This window comes from Nocardia sp. NPDC049190 (assembly GCF_040648115.1).
Taxonomy (GTDB): Bacteria; Actinomycetota; Actinomycetes; order Mycobacteriales; family Mycobacteriaceae; genus Nocardia.
Map to the genome: position 1 here is coordinate 125,922 of NZ_JBEZDE010000010.1, position 17,457 is coordinate 143,378.

Annotated in this window: 18 protein-coding genes; 7 read left to right on the forward strand and 11 right to left on the reverse strand. The window is 65.8% G+C overall.

Features of this window, described 5'->3' with window-relative positions:
* Window positions 1-410: 410 nt before the first annotated feature.
* Window positions 411-1,238 carry an RNA polymerase sigma factor SigF gene (locus tag AB0B25_RS11760; RefSeq protein ID WP_357177256.1) on the forward strand — a complete coding sequence of 276 codons (828 nt, stop codon included), beginning with the start codon at window positions 411-413 and terminating at the stop codon, window positions 1,236-1,238.
* Window positions 1,239-2,159: 921 nt separating this feature from the next.
* A complete protein-coding gene (locus AB0B25_RS11765; protein ID WP_357177257.1) occupies window positions 2,160-2,540 on the forward strand; it encodes a hypothetical protein in 381 nt (126 codons plus the stop codon).
* A 113-nt stretch (window positions 2,541-2,653) separates the two neighbouring features.
* On the opposite strand, the gene AB0B25_RS11770 is transcribed toward AB0B25_RS11765, so the two are convergent.
* A complete protein-coding gene (locus AB0B25_RS11770; RefSeq protein WP_357177259.1) occupies window positions 2,654-3,757 on the reverse strand; it encodes a glutamate--cysteine ligase in 1,104 nt (367 codons plus the stop codon).
* Window positions 3,758-3,908: 151 nt separating this feature from the next.
* Between AB0B25_RS11770 and AB0B25_RS11775 the strand changes: the two genes are divergently transcribed.
* Entirely contained in the window at window positions 3,909-4,859 is a 951-nt protein-coding gene (locus AB0B25_RS11775) for an FAD-dependent oxidoreductase (RefSeq protein WP_357177261.1), read from the forward strand.
* A gap of 122 nt (window positions 4,860-4,981) precedes the next feature.
* Window positions 4,982-6,316, forward strand: coding sequence for a helix-turn-helix domain-containing protein (locus AB0B25_RS11780; protein ID WP_357177263.1), 1,335 nt, complete (start codon window positions 4,982-4,984; stop codon window positions 6,314-6,316).
* A 176-nt stretch (window positions 6,317-6,492) separates the two neighbouring features.
* Here AB0B25_RS11780 and AB0B25_RS11785 read toward each other — a convergent pair whose 3' ends face one another.
* From AB0B25_RS11785 to msrB, 5 genes are all read right to left on the reverse strand, one after another.
* The gene (locus AB0B25_RS11785; protein WP_357177265.1) at window positions 6,493-7,182 is read right to left on the reverse strand and encodes a histone deacetylase; all 690 of its coding nucleotides are present in this window, start codon (window positions 7,180-7,182) and stop codon (window positions 6,493-6,495) included.
* A gap of 252 nt (window positions 7,183-7,434) precedes the next feature.
* A complete protein-coding gene (locus AB0B25_RS11790) occupies window positions 7,435-7,869 on the reverse strand; it encodes a nitroreductase family deazaflavin-dependent oxidoreductase (RefSeq protein WP_357177266.1) in 435 nt (144 codons plus the stop codon).
* A 540-nt stretch (window positions 7,870-8,409) separates the two neighbouring features.
* Window positions 8,410-8,673, reverse strand: coding sequence for a helix-turn-helix transcriptional regulator (locus tag AB0B25_RS11795; protein WP_357177268.1), 264 nt, complete (start codon window positions 8,671-8,673; stop codon window positions 8,410-8,412).
* A gap of 125 nt (window positions 8,674-8,798) precedes the next feature.
* Window positions 8,799-9,266, reverse strand: coding sequence for a peptide-methionine (S)-S-oxide reductase MsrA (msrA, locus tag AB0B25_RS11800; protein ID WP_357177362.1), 468 nt, complete (start codon window positions 9,264-9,266; stop codon window positions 8,799-8,801).
* Window positions 9,267-9,307: 41 nt separating this feature from the next.
* A complete protein-coding gene (msrB, locus tag AB0B25_RS11805) occupies window positions 9,308-9,763 on the reverse strand; it encodes a peptide-methionine (R)-S-oxide reductase MsrB (protein ID WP_357177270.1) in 456 nt (151 codons plus the stop codon).
* Between the two features lie 571 nt (window positions 9,764-10,334).
* Between msrB and AB0B25_RS11810 the strand changes: the two genes are divergently transcribed.
* Window positions 10,335-11,207, forward strand: a complete 873-nt coding sequence (locus AB0B25_RS11810) for an alpha/beta hydrolase (RefSeq protein ID WP_357177274.1) — start codon at window positions 10,335-10,337, stop codon at window positions 11,205-11,207.
* Between the two features lie 89 nt (window positions 11,208-11,296).
* Window positions 11,297-12,175 carry a DUF427 domain-containing protein gene (locus AB0B25_RS11815; protein ID WP_357177278.1) on the forward strand — a complete coding sequence of 293 codons (879 nt, stop codon included), beginning with the start codon at window positions 11,297-11,299 and terminating at the stop codon, window positions 12,173-12,175.
* A gap of 17 nt (window positions 12,176-12,192) precedes the next feature.
* Here AB0B25_RS11815 and AB0B25_RS11820 read toward each other — a convergent pair whose 3' ends face one another.
* A complete protein-coding gene (locus AB0B25_RS11820) occupies window positions 12,193-13,128 on the reverse strand; it encodes a helix-turn-helix domain-containing protein (RefSeq protein ID WP_357177280.1) in 936 nt (311 codons plus the stop codon).
* Between the two features lie 1,284 nt (window positions 13,129-14,412).
* Here AB0B25_RS11820 and AB0B25_RS11825 point away from each other — a divergent pair.
* Complete coding sequence (locus tag AB0B25_RS11825; RefSeq protein ID WP_357177282.1) at window positions 14,413-14,670, forward strand: hypothetical protein; 258 nt, start codon at window positions 14,413-14,415, stop codon at window positions 14,668-14,670.
* Window positions 14,671-14,809: 139 nt separating this feature from the next.
* Here AB0B25_RS11825 and AB0B25_RS11830 read toward each other — a convergent pair whose 3' ends face one another.
* Genes AB0B25_RS11830 through AB0B25_RS11845 form a run of 4 tightly spaced genes read right to left on the reverse strand, consistent with a single transcriptional unit; the run spans window position 14,810 to window position 17,448 of the window.
* A complete protein-coding gene (locus tag AB0B25_RS11830; RefSeq protein ID WP_357177284.1) occupies window positions 14,810-15,139 on the reverse strand; it encodes a BBE domain-containing protein in 330 nt (109 codons plus the stop codon).
* The gene (locus AB0B25_RS11835; RefSeq protein ID WP_357177285.1) at window positions 15,133-15,576 is read right to left on the reverse strand and encodes a hypothetical protein; all 444 of its coding nucleotides are present in this window, start codon (window positions 15,574-15,576) and stop codon (window positions 15,133-15,135) included. The genes AB0B25_RS11830 and AB0B25_RS11835 overlap by 7 nt, the downstream gene beginning before the upstream one ends.
* A gap of 22 nt (window positions 15,577-15,598) precedes the next feature.
* Window positions 15,599-16,801, reverse strand: a complete 1,203-nt coding sequence (locus tag AB0B25_RS11840) for a VWA domain-containing protein (protein ID WP_357177287.1) — start codon at window positions 16,799-16,801, stop codon at window positions 15,599-15,601.
* Complete coding sequence (locus AB0B25_RS11845) at window positions 16,798-17,448, reverse strand: SRPBCC family protein (RefSeq protein WP_357177289.1); 651 nt, start codon at window positions 17,446-17,448, stop codon at window positions 16,798-16,800. The genes AB0B25_RS11840 and AB0B25_RS11845 overlap by 4 nt, the downstream gene beginning before the upstream one ends.
* Window positions 17,449-17,457: the final 9 nt, after the last annotated feature.

A 17,457-nucleotide genomic window follows, 5' to 3' on the forward strand; every position in this document is an offset into this window, starting at 1 on the left:
CAGGGAATAGTGCAAATCCGACAGATGCGCCGCCGAGGGTCATTTCGGCCCAGTCCGCGGGGTTTTTCTTGTTTCATCGCGAAAGAGCTATTGATGCCTGTTTCTTCGCATTGTGTACAGCTGGCCGTAGGTAGGTCCGGTCGATTGGCGATGGAATCAGTAGAGGGTTATGCTCGCGGTTTTGTCGGTGGCCATCGCGATTTATGCAAGCGCATCATCGGCGGCTGGTCGGCTAGCTGATCTAGACATTGATCAGTTTTACATGGTCGCGCGCGGCATTCATGCTGGTCGGCAGTGATTATCCGGTAGGACGAGAAGCTGATCCGATTGTTGATTGGTGGATCCGGTTTAATTTCCGGCGTCCTGGCTATTACCGAAGAATTGGCGTCGACACAGCGTAGGACTTCGTGATGAACGAACCGAACCTGACGAACCGATCCATCCCTTCTCGTCGCGGCCGCGACAGCTACGAGAACATCGAGCCTTGGTTCGACAAGCTGGCCGCCCTCGAGGCCGCCGATCCGCACCGCCACGACCTGCGTGCGGAGATCATCCGGTTGTGCCTGCCGCTGGCCGAGCACATCGCCCGCCGGTTCGCCGGCCGCGGCGAACCCAATGACGACCTGCAACAGGTCGCGTGCGTTGGTCTGCTGCACGCGGTCGACCGGTTCGATGTGCACCGGCAGGCGTCGTTTCTGGCGTTCGCGGTGCCGACCATCATGGGCGAAGTGCGCCGACACTTCCGTGACCGTGCCTGGAGTGTGCGGGTACCGCGGCGGGCGAAAGAAACCCACGCCCGGATCGGTCCGGCTGTCGAACGGCTGGCGCAGCAGCTGGGCCGGATGCCGAAAGCGCGGGAGATCGCGGCCGAACTGCAGGTGGATCTCCCGGAAGTGACGCGGGGACTGCTGGCGGCCAACGCCTACAACACCAACTCCCTGGATGCTGTGTTCGTCGACGACGATGAGGGGGGCGCCGCGTTGTCCTCGCGGCTGGGCGCCGAGGAACCGTGCTATCAGCTGACCGAGGACGCGATGGCGGTGCGACCGCTGATCGCCGCCCTCCCCGCGCTGGAACGCGACGTGCTGGTGATGCGGTTCTTCGAATCTTTGACCCAAGGCCAGATCGCCGAACGCATCGGCGTCTCGCAGATGCATGTCTCCCGTATTCTGTCGCGCACCTTGACCAAACTGCGCGAACAAGCACTCGAGCAACGACCGCACCGCACGGCAGCCTGACCGATGGTCGGGACCGGCGCCCGAAAGGTCGGCGCCGTGCACGGCTCACCCCCCGAGCACGGCCGACCGTGCGTGTTGCGATCTGTATCAGACACCACCCGAACCGTGTTCGGTGAAGGTAGGGCGGAACTCACAGTGGTCTGTTCGTATCGCGGAGTGCACTGGCCGGTCGGAGCGATCGACGCCGAGCACAAACGGTCGGTGCGCGAGTCGTCCGACCAGAATCGTCGGCCACGGTCTCGCGACCGCCCCGACCAAGCATTGTTCCTCGCGCGGCAACATGACGGTCGTGCGCGGCACCGCGATCCCGCGCCCGACGGCGGAGTATCCGAGAATTCGCCGTGTCGGCAGCTGGTTTTCCTGGTCCGGCGCGGAATGGCGTCGTTCCGTGCCGATTTCGCACGTCGGAAGGGGCTGGCCGACCGACCACATGGTGTGGCCGCCGAATCCGCACCTCATGGCTGGACGAGATCGGCCCTCTGATCGGGCACGGGCCGCAGATCCGGATCTGTTTGTCGATCGTCGCGGACACCTTACGATCGAGAGCCCCGACAGTGTCCTTTGCGGGCTGACACGATCCGCACCGGCGGCAAGCCGAGACAGGGAATGTGCCACGAGCCCCAATCCGCCGGGTGGAGCGCCGCGAAATCAAGTCATGCAGGTAAAATCGAAGGCATGACGGCTGGTCCGGCGCTCTCGCCGATCCGGCCGCCCGCAGGCACCGGGTGGATCGGGGCCGACGATGTGCCCGTTCCACCCGAGTGCCGGGCGGGTGACGGTCCAACGACGGATCGGTTCCACGCCAGGAGCAACCTGCGGAGAGATCGTCGAACGATCTCGATGTTCCATTACCACTGTCACAGGCCGCATCTCGGACGGGCTCGATCGGCTCTGAAGCTGTCTGACAGGAAGTGATCAGCGATGACCGAATCCGTGCGGCCGCACGTGGACCTGCTCGACCTGGCGTATCCGTACGCGATGGACGCGGTGGCCGATATCGAACGCCGCAGCATCGAAAACCGTGTGGCGAAATCCGATTCCGTGACCGCCGCGGCCTTCGCCGCCACCGTGCGCCGGGTGGAAGAGACGTTGGCGGCGCTGACCGTGATCGACGCGGTGAATCCGCCGCCGACGCTGGAGTCGAAGATTCTGCGCAGACTCGACCAATCGACCTGCCGCGCGGGCGGTGATCAGCGCGTCCGGACGGTCGGACGGATGCCGCGGTTGTCCCGGCTCGTACTAGCGGCAGCGGTGATCGGCGCAGCCGGGGCCGTGGCGATCACCGAATGGATTCGGCGATGATCTCGACGGATCGCCGAAGGCCCACCCGTGCAACCGGATCGAGATCACCCGTTGTCGGGCTTGCCGGTGACGGAAGCCTGAGGTCGGCACCTCGCTACGGGCCCGGGCCAGCGTCAATGACACCCTTCGAGGGTGGCGTGCGCCAGCTCGCGAATAACGTCACCGACGTCGTCGCGGGCGCGGAATGCCGCAAGTTGACGGTTGGCGCCATTGCCGCGGGCAAGGATGGCGGCGGACGCCTCGTCTACGAACGGGCGATCGCCGGCTTCCTCGAGCGCGGGCGCGGCGTGGTCGATCAATCGGCGCAGCAGTGTGCTGTTGGGCGCCACGCAGCCGTCGCGGGGATCGACGCCGTCGCCGTCGAGGCCTGAGCGCGCGGCCTTCCAGTACGCCGCCCGCAGCACTTCGGCCGGGACCGCCGGTGCGATGTGACCCGCTGCCAAGGACTTTCGCGCTACCACGACGGCCGCACGCACCAGCGCGGCCAGCAGGGCGGTTTCCTCGACAGTGGCCGGAATGTCGCTCACCCGCACTTCGACGGTCGGGAAGGAGATGGACGGGCGAACGTCCCAATAGACCATCTTCCGGTCGAGGATGCTTCCACTTTTCAACATCATCGCGACCATGGCGTCGTAGTCGCGGGCGGACTCGAAATACGGCGGCGGCCCCGCGCTCGGCCAGCGTCGCCACAGAATGCTGCGCCAACTGGCGTAGCCGGTCTCGGCGCCGCGGTAGATCGCCGAATTCGCCGTGAGCGCGAGCAGCAGCGGCAACCACGGCCGCAGATAGTTGCTGACCTGCACCGCCGTCTCATAGTCGGGAATGCCGACGTGGATGTGGCACCCGCACAGCCCCTGCTCATGTGCGAGCATGCCGAAGTTGTCGGCGATGTGCTGATAGCGCGGCGTGTCCGTGACCGGGAAGTCGTGCGGGACCGTCGGCGGGATGGCCACCGCCAGGAGGCGGGCGCCATTGTGCTCGGCGCAGGATGCGATGCCCCGGCGCAGCTCGCGCAACTGCCGGAGCAGTGCGGCGATGTCGGTGTGTACCCCGGTGCTGCTTTCCACCTGACAGCGGGTCAGTTCGAGTTGCAGGTTGATGCCGATGTTTTTCGCGGTGCGTGCTACCTCGACGTTCCGTGCCACCGGTTCGCCGGTCCGCGGATCCGCCAACAGGAACTCCTCCTCCACACCGACGGTCGTGCGGCCAGCGTCCATGGCGTGGGGATACCCACGGTTGTGCCGGCTAGTCGACTGTCGTCGCCCGAGCGCCGGTCGAGTGCCGAGCTCCGATTGCGCGGGGTAGCGGCCTCCCAGAACCGGTGCTGCGGAAACACCGCCGTTCGGGCCCGGCCGATAGGGTCGGTCCATGCGGGTCGTCGTTCTCGGTTCGGGTATCTCGGGTCTTTCCACCGCGGCAGAACTACTGCGCGACCGGCACGACGTCACGATTGTCAGCGCCGAGCCGATCACCGCAACGACTTCCTTCCTGGCCGCCGCGGTCTGGTTTCCGACCGCGGCGGGCCCGGCCGACCGCGTCCGCGCATGGAGCGACACGACCTTCGAGTATCTGGCGACTCTGGCAGCGGCGGGCACGCCGGGCGTGCGGATGTGCGAGTCGATGGCCGTCTACCGCGATGAGCCGGTGGTTCCGATGTGGTCGCGGTCGGTTCGTTCGTTCCGCGAGGCCGAACTCGGCGAACTGCCACCCGGCTACCGGTTCGGCTTCCGCTTCGCCGTCCCGCTGGTCGAGATGCCCACCTACCTGCCGTATCTGCGTCACCAGGTGGATGCGGCCGGAGCGCGGTGGGTAGTGCGCACTGTTCGCCGGCTCGACGACCTCCTGGACCTGTCGCCGGAGGCGGTGGTCAACTGCGCGGGCCTGCGCGCGGCCGAAGTGGTCCACGATCACGAGGTGTCTCCGATCCGTGGCCAGATCGTGCGGGTGGCCAACCCGGGACTGTCGATGTCGATCCGCGACGAGCAGCACCCGCTCGGCCGCGCCTACGTCCACCCTCGGGCACACGACTGCGTTCTCGGTGGTTCCCTGGACCTCGGCGAGTGGGACACCACGCCGAATGCGGATCTGACTCGGTCGATCCTGGAGCGCTGTCGCGATCTGGCCCCCGCCCTGGCCGATAGTCGGGTTCTGGAAGTTCTCGTCGGCCTGCGTCCCGGTCGCGGCGAAGTCCGCCTCGAACGCGATACGGCGGTGCTGGCAGGCATCCCCGTGATCCACAACTACGGCCACGGCGGTTCGGGCATCACCATCGGTTACGGGTGTGCTCAGGAGAGCGCGGCCCTCGTCGCCGCTCTCTGAGCGGCGGCGTCGGAGGCCGGTTCGAGCCCCGGGCCGGGTCATCGGGGTCGGTCGGTGATCATGGGCGACTTCGGCCAAGTTACCGTGGGGTACTTCCGTGTCCGGGGAGGGAAGGAGTCACGATGTCCATCACCGAATCGGCAGGTCCGGATCTGACCCTATCGGGCAGGCCCGCCAGCTCGTCACTGCGGGACGTGCGGAGCCTGTCACGAAAGATGGTCGGCCACTTCGTCGAAAACATCGCGCCGTGCCGGACACTGCCCGGTGAGGCGCTCAACGGCGACATCACCACGATCACCGGCCTGTGCCTGGAACTCGCTGTCGGCATGCTCGACGGCGCCGACATCCCGGAGAAGACGCTGCATCTACGCAATGCCGCGGCGGGATGGGCACGCGAGGGCATCCCGATCGACACCATCCATCACGCGGTGCACGAGGGATTCAAAGTCGGATTCGACATCGTCGTCGCCAATGCGACCGCCGCGGATTTCGACAGCGTCAAAGACATCAGCCGTCGCCTGATGGAAATCCTGGACATCATTACCTCGACTGTCTCGCGTGCCTATGTCGCGGAACTGCGGGTGGTGGTCGGTGAGCACCACACGGCAGTCCACACGCTCACCTCCGCCCTGCTCGGCGGACACCCCACTTTCACCATGGCGCGCGAATGCGGTATCCAGATCGCCGACTCGTATTCCGTTCTCGCAGTGGCCATCGCGGCGCACCCCGACGAGGGCAATCCGCAGCTCGATGGCGCTGTGGTGGCGCGACGTAAGCTGCGGCGCGTGCAATCCGAGCTCGCGACACGCTGTGGGGACAGCGTGCTGTCGCTGCTGAGCGTCGACGGTGGCACGATCTTGCTGCCGTCCGCGCCGCCGGACGACGAGGCCCTCGACGAACTGGCGGACAGTCTTGCCCGTGCCGCGCAGGTTCCGGTCGTCGCGACGGTGATCGCCGCGACCCCGACCGAGATACCCGCGGCCGCCGATCGCGCGCACGAACTGCTCGACATGGTGCAGCGCCTCGGCTGTGTACCCGGACTGTACCGATTCGACGACCTGGCCCTGGAGTACCAGCTCACCAGACCCGGTCCCGGGCTGGAAACACTACGGACGCTGCTCGATCCACTCGACGAGCACCCCGAGTTGCTCGATACGCTGCGACGTCACATCAGCACTGACCTCAACCGCCAACGGACCGCGCGATTGCTGCACATCCACACCAATACCGTCGACTACCGGCTCAAACGGATCGGCCAGCTCACCGGGCTCGACCCCGCCCAGTCGGCGGGGGTGTGGTATCTGCGTGCGGCACTGGTGGCACGCAGCTACCGCAATCCCGAGGACGCGTCGTCGTTCGGTCTCGGCGCATCTGCTCCGGAATCTCCTTCGGAAGAGGTGATCGGCGCGCAGGCGATGTCTGCCGCGAACCGGAATTCCGGCGACCGACTTCGATAGTCGCCGGCGGCCGAGATCCGGCGGCACGCCGTGCGGGAGCGACGTTGCCTCGACGGGAACTTCGCGCAGCGTCGAGGGGCTCGGGGGGCGGAGTGTGATCCGCTGCTCTCGGAGGCACGCGTGGGTCGGATCAGTCGGTGGTGCGCGCTGTGTCGTAGTGTCGGCGGATAGCAACCTTATGCGCGTAGGAGTGTGTGCAGGGAGTCCGGGGTCCAGCGGCGGTCGGCGCCGGGGCGGGTCGCGAGGTAGGCGGCGGTGGTCGCGGTGGTCCAGCGGTGCGCGGTGGATAGGCCGGCGGCGAGGTGTCGCAGGTAGGCGGCGGCGGGTGGATTGCCGGGGAGGTCGCGGTAGCGCCATGGGGCGGTGCAGGTCAGGATCGGATGCCCTCGGTGGGTTCCGGCGTAAACCAGGGTTTCGTATCGGCCGGGGCCGATAGTTGTTGTGCCGCGGTCGATCACTTCGTCGAAGTCGAAGTCGAGGTCCGTTCCGGGGGCGCGGTACATCTCCTGGGCCACGATGTCGGAAAACTGAGCCGTGGTGAGCAGGTGGGCGTGGACGGCGATGTCGCCGGCGCAGGCCGGATCGAAGAAGGCGCGCCCGCCGGTCCAGGTCAACGATTCGGTGGCGAAGTACAGCAATCCTGGCAGTACAAGGGGCACCGAGCGAATCGGGTCGGAGTGGTCGCGGCAGCCGGGCAGGGTGAGCCCTCCACCGTCGGGCCTGCCGCCGCGCAGATAGCTACGCAGCCTGGTCAGGCTCATGTTGGAGCCGTAGGCTGCGTACCAGACCAGCTCCGTCGAGGAGGATCCGTCTGGTCGTATGGCCACCGAATCGGCGATCACACGCTCGATGCGTCGCGCCGGCACCTCACCATTCTCGGCTCAACTCGGCCGGTCGGCCAGCGCGCTCCCGGGCCGGCTGGAGATCGCCCCGGCATGGCGTTCATGTGGGTTTGAGGCTTGGGGCCACCACCTCATGGCCGGGCGCCTCGTCCTATCGGGCGCTCGGCCCGCATTTCAACTGTCGTAGCTCTCAGCTCTCACGCAATGCTGGCTCGGGTTCTGTTCTGTCGCCGCATCTGTTGGCTACGTCGACGCGCTGTGCGTGGTGTTTCGTGTTCACTCCGCTCGGCGCACCAGCTCGATCACCGGGATGAGACGTTTTGTGCTGCGCTGATAATCCGCGAACTGGGGTTGAACGGCGCTCTGCTCGGCGTAGATCTCGTCACGTTCGGCTCCTGTCAGCACCCTCGCGGTAGCCGAAAACGTCTCGGTGCCCAGCTCGACCGTCACCTCCGGGTGCGCCACAAGGTTTCCGTACCAGTGCGGATCGGAGTCGGCGCCCCCTTTGCTGGCGAAGATGTAGATCCGATCGTCATCCAGGAAGGGGACCAGTGGGGCGATACGTTCGATGCCCGACTTCGCACCGATATGGTGAACAAGCACCAGCGGTTTGCCCTCGAACACACCTCCGACCTTGCCGTCGTTCTCGCGGAACTCGCGGATAACCTCGCGGTTCATTGCGTCAAAGTCGAATTCGACTGCATCCGTCATGAATTGATCGTAACCGTCGGACGAGAATCGTAGGGTTCGGCTTCCCGGGAAAGTTCGCGAGAAAAGTCACACCGATAAGTTACGGCACATACCTGCTCTGCTAATTGCGGTGCAGTCATCACCGTCGTTTTCGGGATGCCTTGAATGCAACGCGCTTCGAAGAAAATTGATCCGCTGCGGGCCGTGGTCCGGAATTTATCCGCGGTAGCGCGGTGTGGGATCGATCGCGAGATCTCTCGGCGGGACTATTCGCGGATCTGGTCTCGAACCTCGAATAGTCGAGCGCACTCGAGCGAGGCGGGCAGTCGATCGTGACTCGCACGCAGTGCGACCGACGAACGGTCTGGCCGATCGAGCTCGTCGGCGATGGATCGTGGACGCGAAAGAGGTTGGCTGTCAGCCGAATTGCTCGAATCTTCCGCGTCGGTCATTGTCGGAGGCGGTTGTGCAGGTGACCATTCGCGGGCACAAGCTGCTACAGGGTGCGGATGCCGCCGTCGGCATCGCGCGATCGAGCCGAAGACGATTGTGAATTGTCGCTCAGGCGGATTCGGCCAGTCCCGTCGAGCGCCAAATGTCGGCGAGGTGATCGAGCGGGAGCGCGAGCACTTGGCTGAGTGCCACGACGGTGCCGAAAGCGGGGGAGGGCAGTCTGCCGGTCTCGATCTTGCGCAGCGTTTCCGGTGAAATGCCCGCCGCGTGGGCGACTTCGGCGAGATCGCGGTCGGCGCGGGCGGTGCGTAGGGCGCCGCCGAGGCGACGGCCCGCGTCGAGCTGTTCCGGAGTCAACGGTAGACGGACCATAGGCACAGGCTACGGCCGGTATTAAAATACCGCAAGTAGGCGGCGCGGTCCATCGTGCGACGTGTGCACCGCACCGCCGGCGCGTGCCGGCGCGCCGGCGGACGGGAGCAGTGGGCCGGGGCTTGCTACCTCGCGGTGGTCTGCCGCTTCGGCAACGTCCAGCCGGGCCGCGGGAAGTGGCAGGTATAGCCGTCCGGATAGCGCTCCAGGTAGTCCTGGTGTTCGGGCTCGGCCTCCCAGAACTCGCTCGCCGGCGTCACCTCGGTGACCACCTTGCCTGGCCACAGGCCCGAGGCGTCGACGTCTGCGATGGTGTCCAGGGCGACACGCTTCTGGTCGTCGTCGAGGTAGAAGATCGCCGAACGGTAACTGGTGCCGATGTCGTTGCCCTGTCGGTCCTTCGTCGTCGGATCGTGGATCTGGAAGAAGAACTCCAGCAGCGCCCGGTAGTCCGTCCGCTCCGGGTCGTAGCTGATCTCCAGGGCCTCCGCATGGCCGGGGTGATTGCGATAGGTGGGGTGATCGTTTCGCCCGCCGGTGTAGCCGACCCGCGTTGCCAGCACTCCTGGCTGTTTACGGATCAAGTCCTGCATGCCCCAAAAGCATCCACCGGCCAGAATCGCCTTTCGCGTGGTCACGCTTCCTCCTTCGTGAACAGAGTCCGGTATTGCCCATAACCTTCCGCCTCGAGGTCCTCGAGGCGGATGAACCGCAGTGCCGCCGAATTGATGCAGTACCGCAGCCCGCCCGCCGTGGCGGGCCCGTCGGTGAAGACATGGCCGAGATGACTCCCACCGTGCGCCGAGCGCACCTCGGTGCGGATCATCAGATGACTGAAGTCTCGCTTCTCGACCACGTTCCCGGCATCGATCGGCTTGGTGAAACTCGGCCATCCCGTTCCGCTGTCGAACTTGTCGACCGAGGCGAACAAGGGCTCCCCGGACACCACATCCACGTAGATGCCGGCCTCGTGGTGGTCCCAGTACTCGCCGGTGAACGCCCGCTCGGTCCCGCTCTCCTGGGTGACGTGGTACTGCTCAGGCGACAGCGCGGCGATCGCGGTGGGATTTCGCTTGTGTTCCTGTGTCACATGACCTCCTGATATCGGCCCCAGATACAACCGGCGTCAGGGACCGGAAAGTCCCGACGGGTCGGGCGTCACATTTCGGTCATCACATGTGCTCGGTCGGGCTGCCCCGACCAGCGGAAGGCCACGGCGGACGAGGAACGACGAGCCGAGCGAGATCGGGCTTTGTCGCAGGTCCGGGACCAGGTCGGTGTCAGGTTGCGAGCAGCGGACCAGTGCCCTGCCTGGTGTCGGGGGGCCGGGACGGTGCTGGACAGCATCGGGTCTGGCAGGTGTGACACCTGGTGCGGCGGGACCGCCGACGACGCCGGGTGTCGCACGCCCAGCGGACGCACAGCTCGTTCTTCGCGGAGGGGTGCCCATCGGACGTCCCAGTTCGAAGGTCGGCGAACCTGTCGCGGCGCTTCGCATCGACAGCGGGTGGTATTCGCCAGGACGAGCGGTGCAGCGTTTCGCCGGTCGGGATAATCGGCTCGATCATAACCACCGAAAAGAGTATTGACAGTTAATTCCGGCCATGCTCTGCTGTAACTATCGAAGTTCATCAGAGTGGTTAGATGATGGAGGGTTGAAGATGGCTGTAGTGCACCACCGTTACGAGACGGTGCAAGGCCGGCGTTTGTTCTACCGAGAGGCGGGCCACCGGGACGCTCCAACGGTCGTGCTCCTGCACGGCTTCCCGACCAGCTCATTCATGTTCCGCAACCTGATTCCCGCACTGGCCGACCGGTACCGCGTCGTCGCGCCGGACCATCTCGGCTTCGGGTTGTCCGCCGCGCCGGCGGTGGACGAGTTCGAGTACACCTTCGACGCTCTGACCGACCTGACCGCCGGGCTGCTCGCGCAGTTGGGGGTGGCGCGCTACGCGATGTACGTGCAGGACTATGGAGCCCCGATCGGCTGGCGCCTGGCGTTGGCCGCGCCCCGGGCGGTCACTGCGATCATCACGCAGAGCGGCAATGGCTACGACGCCGGCTTCGTAGACAGTTTCTGGACGACCGTGTGGGACTACCAGCGCGCGCAGACGCCCGAGACCGAAGCCAGGATCCGAACCGCGCTGAGCCTGGAGGCCATCCGGTGGCAATATCTGACCGGCGTCGCCGACGAGAGCGTGGTCAGCCCCGACACGTGGCATCACGACTTCGAGCTGGTGTCGCGGCCCGGCAACGACGCGATCCAACTCGCGCTGTTCCGTGACTACGCGACCAACGCACCGCTGTATCCGGCACTGCACGAGTACCTACGTCGTAGTCACCCCCCGGTACTGGCGGTGTGGGGCACGGGCGATCCGATCTTCGGCCCGGACGGTGCTCACGCATTCGCCGAGGATGCGCCGAACGCCGAGATCCACCTTCTCGACGGCGGTCACTTCCTCTTGGAAAGTGCCGGTGACGAGGTCACCGAGCTGATCCGCGATTTCCTCGGCCGCGTGACCGGCACGCGCTGAACTGTGCTTGTCCGCTGGATGGTGGCCGCGGCGGCTCGGATTTCGAGCGAACAGGGTGAACCAAGAAGCGAGAGCAAAGGGGGAAATCAATGGGTTTGGCATGGCAGCAAGGGCCGTTGGCATCCCGGTCGGTAGGGCATTTCTTGGTGGCGGACCCGCTGCCGGAACGGCTGTTGTTCGCCGAACCGCTGCGCCGGCGGATGCGCGTGCGATTCGACGGAGCGTGGGTGGCCGACAGCGAGGACGTCGTCCTGCTGCATGAGCCGGACCGCTATCCGGTCGCGTTCTTTCCCTCGGCGGATGTCCGCCGGGGCATGCTCGTGCCGGAGTCGCGCACGACGCGACATCGCGAACTCGGGACAACCGTGTGGTTCGCCGTGCACGGCGGTGACAAGCAGACGCAGCGAGCCGCTTGGCAATACAGCACCCTCCCGGCCTACGCAGATGTCCTACGGGACCGGGTCGCCTTCGCTTGGCGGTCGATGGACGGCTTCTACGAAGAAGACGAGCGAATCGTCGGTCACGCTGCCGACATGTACCACCGCATCGACATCCGCCGGACCTCGCGCCATCTTGTCGTCCGCGACGGTGATCGGGTCGTCGCGGAGACGCGGCATCCGGTCGCGCTGTACGAATCGGGTTTCGCTCCGCGCTGGTACGTCGCCCGCGACGACATCGACTCCGCCGCGCTGGCTCTGGTCGACGGCGAGACGTTCTGCCCGTACAAGGGCTTGGCCAGCTACTACGACATCGGCGCGCACCACCGCGCCGCGTGGTCGTATCTGGCGGCATGGCCCGAGGTCGCCGCCGTGTCCGGCTGGGTGTCGTTCGAGCCGAACATCGTCGATGTCTACCTCGACGGGAGGAGGCTCGTGCTCGAATCGGGTCAGACCGTCGTGCCCCACGGCATCGATCGCGGCCTGGATCCCGACGAACTGCGGCTGCGCAGCGGCGCAGCCGGCCGCTGAGGGCCCGCTCCAGGTTGTCAGTGGGTCCGTGCTTCTTGCGGAGTCAATCCGAACTGCGCCTTGAAGGAGGCGCCGAAGGCGCTGAGTGAGCGAAAACCGCTGCCGTAGGCGATGTTGGCGACGGTGCGGTTCGTGGGGGCGTCACGGAGCATGCGATGTGCCCGGTCGAGCCGCGCGGTGCGGATCAGTTGGCTCGGTGTCGTTCCGGTGTGGTGCAACGCCAATTGGACCTGGCGCAGTGACCAGCCGAGGCTTCGCGCGATCACGGCAGGGGTGAGGTCGGGGTCGTGGGCATGTCGTCGGACATAGTCACGGACCGCGGCGTCTACGGCCGCCAGCGTGCTGGGCGACTCGCTCCCCGGACGCAGGCACATGCGGAGTAGATCGGCGATCATGTCACACGCCGTGGCGAAGGCGGGCCCATCCACGGCATGGCGCTGTTCGCCGAGTTCGTTGATCATGCTCGCCGCGACCGAACCCATGCCCTGGCTCAGGTCGAGCAGGGCAGGTCCGCTGCCGACATCGAGGGGAACAGCACCGGCGGGGAGGTTCATGACCCACGCTCGCGCGAATTGTGGCTGCCCGAAATTCAGCGGGCGTGCTTTTGTGACCACTACTCCTTGCCCGGGGAGAGCCTGTACGGAGTGGTCGTCTTGTCGAAGGTGCAGTGTGCCGGTGGTAGGGAGCAGCAGGCGCAGACTTGCGTCGTCATCGTGCCTGATATCCGTGGGCGTACGCGAGTAGACGATGCCATCGGACCAGAATTCGACCAGTTGATAGCTCGTATATCGCTGTACCGCCAGCCAGCCGCGGAATGTCGAGGGATTGGTGAAACGGAATCGCAGGGTGCCTTGGTGGCGACAGACATGCTCCGCCCAGAAACCGGTCGAATCACCGGCCGAGACGGTGGCCGTGTCGGCCTGCTCCACCGAATACGGCTCGGAAAGTGTCATCCGCAGCCTCCGCTGACATGCGCGTTTCCGTGCGTCCCGTGCGCAGATCAGGTCGAACCCGTATCGGCGCATCCCTAATGTCAGAAATCAGTCTAGCGACTCGAATGGTAGCGAGGAAGACCGATGCGAAACCCAGCCGTGATTGGAACGACATCTGTACGGATCGATGATGTCGCCCCGTTCGGATATTCCGGCGGAGTTCAATCACTGTATGATCAAGGAGCCTCGCGATCAGGCAACCCGCCGGTGTTTTCGCAGTACCGAATCTCTTCGCTGACCTGCCTCGGTACGGACATCACCGGCTGGGAAATTTCGAATCCGGCCCGGTCGGAGCATCGATCTCACGAAGAGATCGAGGTGAGTAGGGCATGTGACATAGGTAGTGGATTCGACTGTGATGGACGGCTACCGATGTGGCGACATGTACCTAGTTGGACAACATGGCAGTGACCGAAAGCTCGGGCAGCTCCCGTCGGACTGAATTACCGGGACCGAGCACAGAGAACCCGTGAGGTAAAGACAACATGGTCCGCTCGTTGGCGGGGCTGATTCTGTCGGGGCCCCGCAATACAAATCGCACCACAAATCTCGGCCTATCACGACGAGAATACGGCCGCTCTCCGGAACGCGAACTCGGGGCGCCGGAAGGTAGGGCCTACCTTCGGCTCGTCGAGCCCGGTGAGCGGGCGCACAGCAGACCGGTCCTGCTTCGGTTTTTCTCGGAAACGCCCGGTGTGGGTGTCATCGCAGTCAGGCTCGGATCTGCGCTCCGAGCCGTGCGCGGCCGACTGCCACAGCGCCACCTCGGTCCGGTATCCCTAGGTCCTGGCCCGCGACCCGCCGGACATCTCGAGCGAACATCGGGTCGGTGGCTGGCGGTCGTGACCGAGGAGTCGACCACCCCGCCCCCGGCGAGGGGACCGTAACGGGCGCGGTATGACTCCGATCCCGGAGAAGCGCTCGATGTCCGAAAATTGCTCTGACGGTGAATAATTAGGTGTGAATGGCTTGTGATCATGAAAGAGATGCGGTGTCTGCGATGCGGAAAAGCATTGCGAGAGAGAATGGATGAACGCCGGCGTATGCACATGAACTGTGTTCGATCGGTGGAATTCGCTGATGTGCGAATGAATCCGGCCGACTGGAAGGCAGTGGCCGGTTGGCTCGATCCGGAGCGGAACTATCTGATCGGGCACATGGGGGCGGAATAGTGCTCCGACGTCGAGATGAGTACGAGGCGTCGACAGAGCTGTCACGAAGCTAGGTATCCAGGAGGTCAGAAACATGAATCGCGTGATCGAGAGCGAGCTGCATCAAGATTTCAGGCGTTGGACCGAACTGGTCGATCGCGCCGCACACGCGGAGAACGAGGTGGAGCGGGAGACGCCGGCGGTGCGAGCGGCAGAGCTGGAGCGGAAGTGGATCTTCGCGGCCGCCGACGACTGGAACACGATGCGCGACCAGCATCAGCGGTGGTGTGACCGGACCGACCGACGGCGCGCGGCGGCCAAGGCTCAGCTGCGCTGCGACCAACTGCTCTGAATCTTCCGCCCGCGGCACCGACTGTCCTTGCGCCCAGAGCGCACGGTGCCGGGTTCCTGGTCGGCTGCACCGCAACGGCTTCGAATCCGTCATCTGGTGGACCGTCTACTCGCGGGCGCACTGCCGGCGAGTTTTACCGTCACGGTGGCGGGAGGGGCGTGGCGGAAAAGATCCCTTCCGGATCGAACCGGGCCTTGGCATCCAGCAGTCTGGCGGCGTTTCGGCCGTAGGCGTCGGCAATCTGCTCGCCGTCGTCAGGACCGAGCAAAGCGGCGTAGCCGCCGGGCAGGGCCACCGGGGCAAGCATGGTGGAAGTGGCGTCGGTCCACGCGCGGTGTCGCTCGCCGTCGGTGTCAGTGGGCTCCCATGCGGCGAGGATCTCGACGACGAAGTGCGGGCGTCGCATGCCGAAGGCGGTCGCGTCCTCGGGAACTCTGGTGGCGGCGCCGTGGAAGTGGTGGCTCAACACAGCCGACAGCGGTGAGGTGCGGTGCGGTGCGCACCGGCGTGCACCAGCGCTGCGATGACGCCGGGGGTGAACTCGGCGACCGACCTGGTGCCCAGCGCGTAGTGGTTCTCGGTGACGACGTGGGCATCCCACAGCCGCAGCATCTCGCCGTGTGTCATCGCCGCGACCTGCGAGACCACCGGGTTGCCGAGTTCGCGTACGTCGTCGATGTGCTGCTCGCCCACAGCTGGATCGCCGCTCCAGCATGGTGAGACCAGCAGCATGGGGGCGCCCTCCGGGCCGGACAGGACTCCGGTCTGCACGGTCAACTCATCTGAGCTGTCTGCGAGCAACTCCCGTAATCGCTCCCAGATGCCGACGGTCTCGGGCCACGGATACATCAGGAACCCCGCCAACAGCCGAGGCACCGGATGCAGCCGGACGCGTAGCGATGTCACCACCGCTCGCTGGATGCCCGCATCAGGTGCTGGTCGCTGATGTCAGGGCGGCCTGCATGAACAAGTGCACGCTCGCCAGGGTGTGCGCGGGAAGCATCAGGTCGCAGAACGGTAGGGCGGCCACCATCGCTCCGGTGGCCGGCTGGAATCGAGCGTCGCCCGCACGGGGATTGAGCCAGATGACGCGCCAAGCCCGACGTCGGATCCGAGCCATCGCACGGGCCAGGACCTCGGGGGCGTCGCTGTCCCAGCCGTCCGACGCGATCACGACGACGGCGCCGCGCACCGCGTTCCCGGACGACGAAGCCAACAGCGCACTCAGACAGCGGCCGATGTGCGTGCCACCGAAGCGGTCGACCACCTTGTCGTTGGCCCGGGCCAGCGCGACATCTGGGGAACGGTGTGCCAGCACCGGGGTCAGCCTGGTCAGCGAAGTGGAGAAAGCGAACACCTCGGGGCGATCGGATGAACGGCGCTGTATCGCGGCGCGCATCAGGTGCAGGTAGATCGTCGAATAGGGCTGCATGGAGCGGCTGACGTCGCAGACCATGACGATCCGGCGGGGGCGGCGCCGGGCACGAGTGCGGACCAGCAGCGCCGACTCCCATCCGGTGCGGCGGGAGTCGTTCATCGTCGCCCGGAAGTCGATCCGCTTGCCGTGCGGATGGGATTCCTGGCGCCTGCTCGTACGCTGCGGCCACAGCGCCGACGCCTGTTCCAACCAGGTGCCGATCGTCCGGAGATCGTCCGGATCGAAGCGGGCGAAGGACTCCTGTGCTCGTGCCGCGATCCGGCTCGGCAGCACGTCCGGCAGCACCGCCTCGTTCTCGATCGCTCGGTCGGCGATGGTGGCCGATCGCCATGTCGCCCAGGGGACCTCGGTGCTTCGTCCGGAGTGCTCCGGAGCGCCCATACGCGTTTCCGGCGCGGGTTCGGTCGGCAGCGTGTGCGCTCGGCTGGGCGGGTCCACGCCCAGTACGGTATCGGCGAACACAGTCCGGAAGACGGCGTCGAAGGCGGCGAGATCCTCCATGCGATCGACGAGGGTGAGCCGCGCCGCCCAGTAGAGTTCGGTGCCCGACCACGGCGGCATGCGGCGTAAGGCGTGCACGAACAGTGCGGGTCCGCTCGGGGCCACCGCCACGCCACCCCGGCGCAGCCGCGCGACCATCGCGACGGCGAATGCGGCCAGGTCGACGCCGCGCAGCAGCACCGCTCGTGTCATCGCTTCCCGCGCATCCGCCTGCGCACCAGGACAATCGCGAGTACGGCCGCCAGCCCGAGCGCGAGCGCGGGCGCATACTTCTTGATCATCGCGGGCCCGGCGAGGCCGACGAGGTCGAGTGGCTCCGGCTCGGGTTGTCCGACCGGTTGCGCAAGCCCCGCTCCACTGTCCGAATCGACTACCGGCGCGGTGGCGGCCGAGTCGCCTTCCGCGAGTTTCGCTTCCAAGGATGCGACGAATTGGCCGACCAGCTTCTCGGATACCTGCTGCAGCATCGCGCTGCCGAACTGGGCCAGCTTGCCGACGATCTTGAGGTCGGTATCCACGGTGACGTGGGTCTGGTCGCCGTCTTCGCGCAGTTGTGTAGTAATGGTCGCCGCGGCGTTTCCGGATCCGCGGGAGTCCCGGCCACTGCCGTTGATGACGGCGCGATGGACCCGGTCGTCGCGCTCGACGAAGTTCGCCTTGCCGGCGAACTCGCTGGTCACCGGCCCGACTTTGACCTTGATTTTGCCGAGGAAGTCATCTCCCTCCCAGCCGACCATCTGCGCGCCCGGCATCAGGGGTACCACCTGCTCGAGGTCGGTCAGCACCTCCCATGCCTGCTCGACGGGTGCGTTGACAGTGAATTCGTTGGCGATCTTCATCGGAGTTTC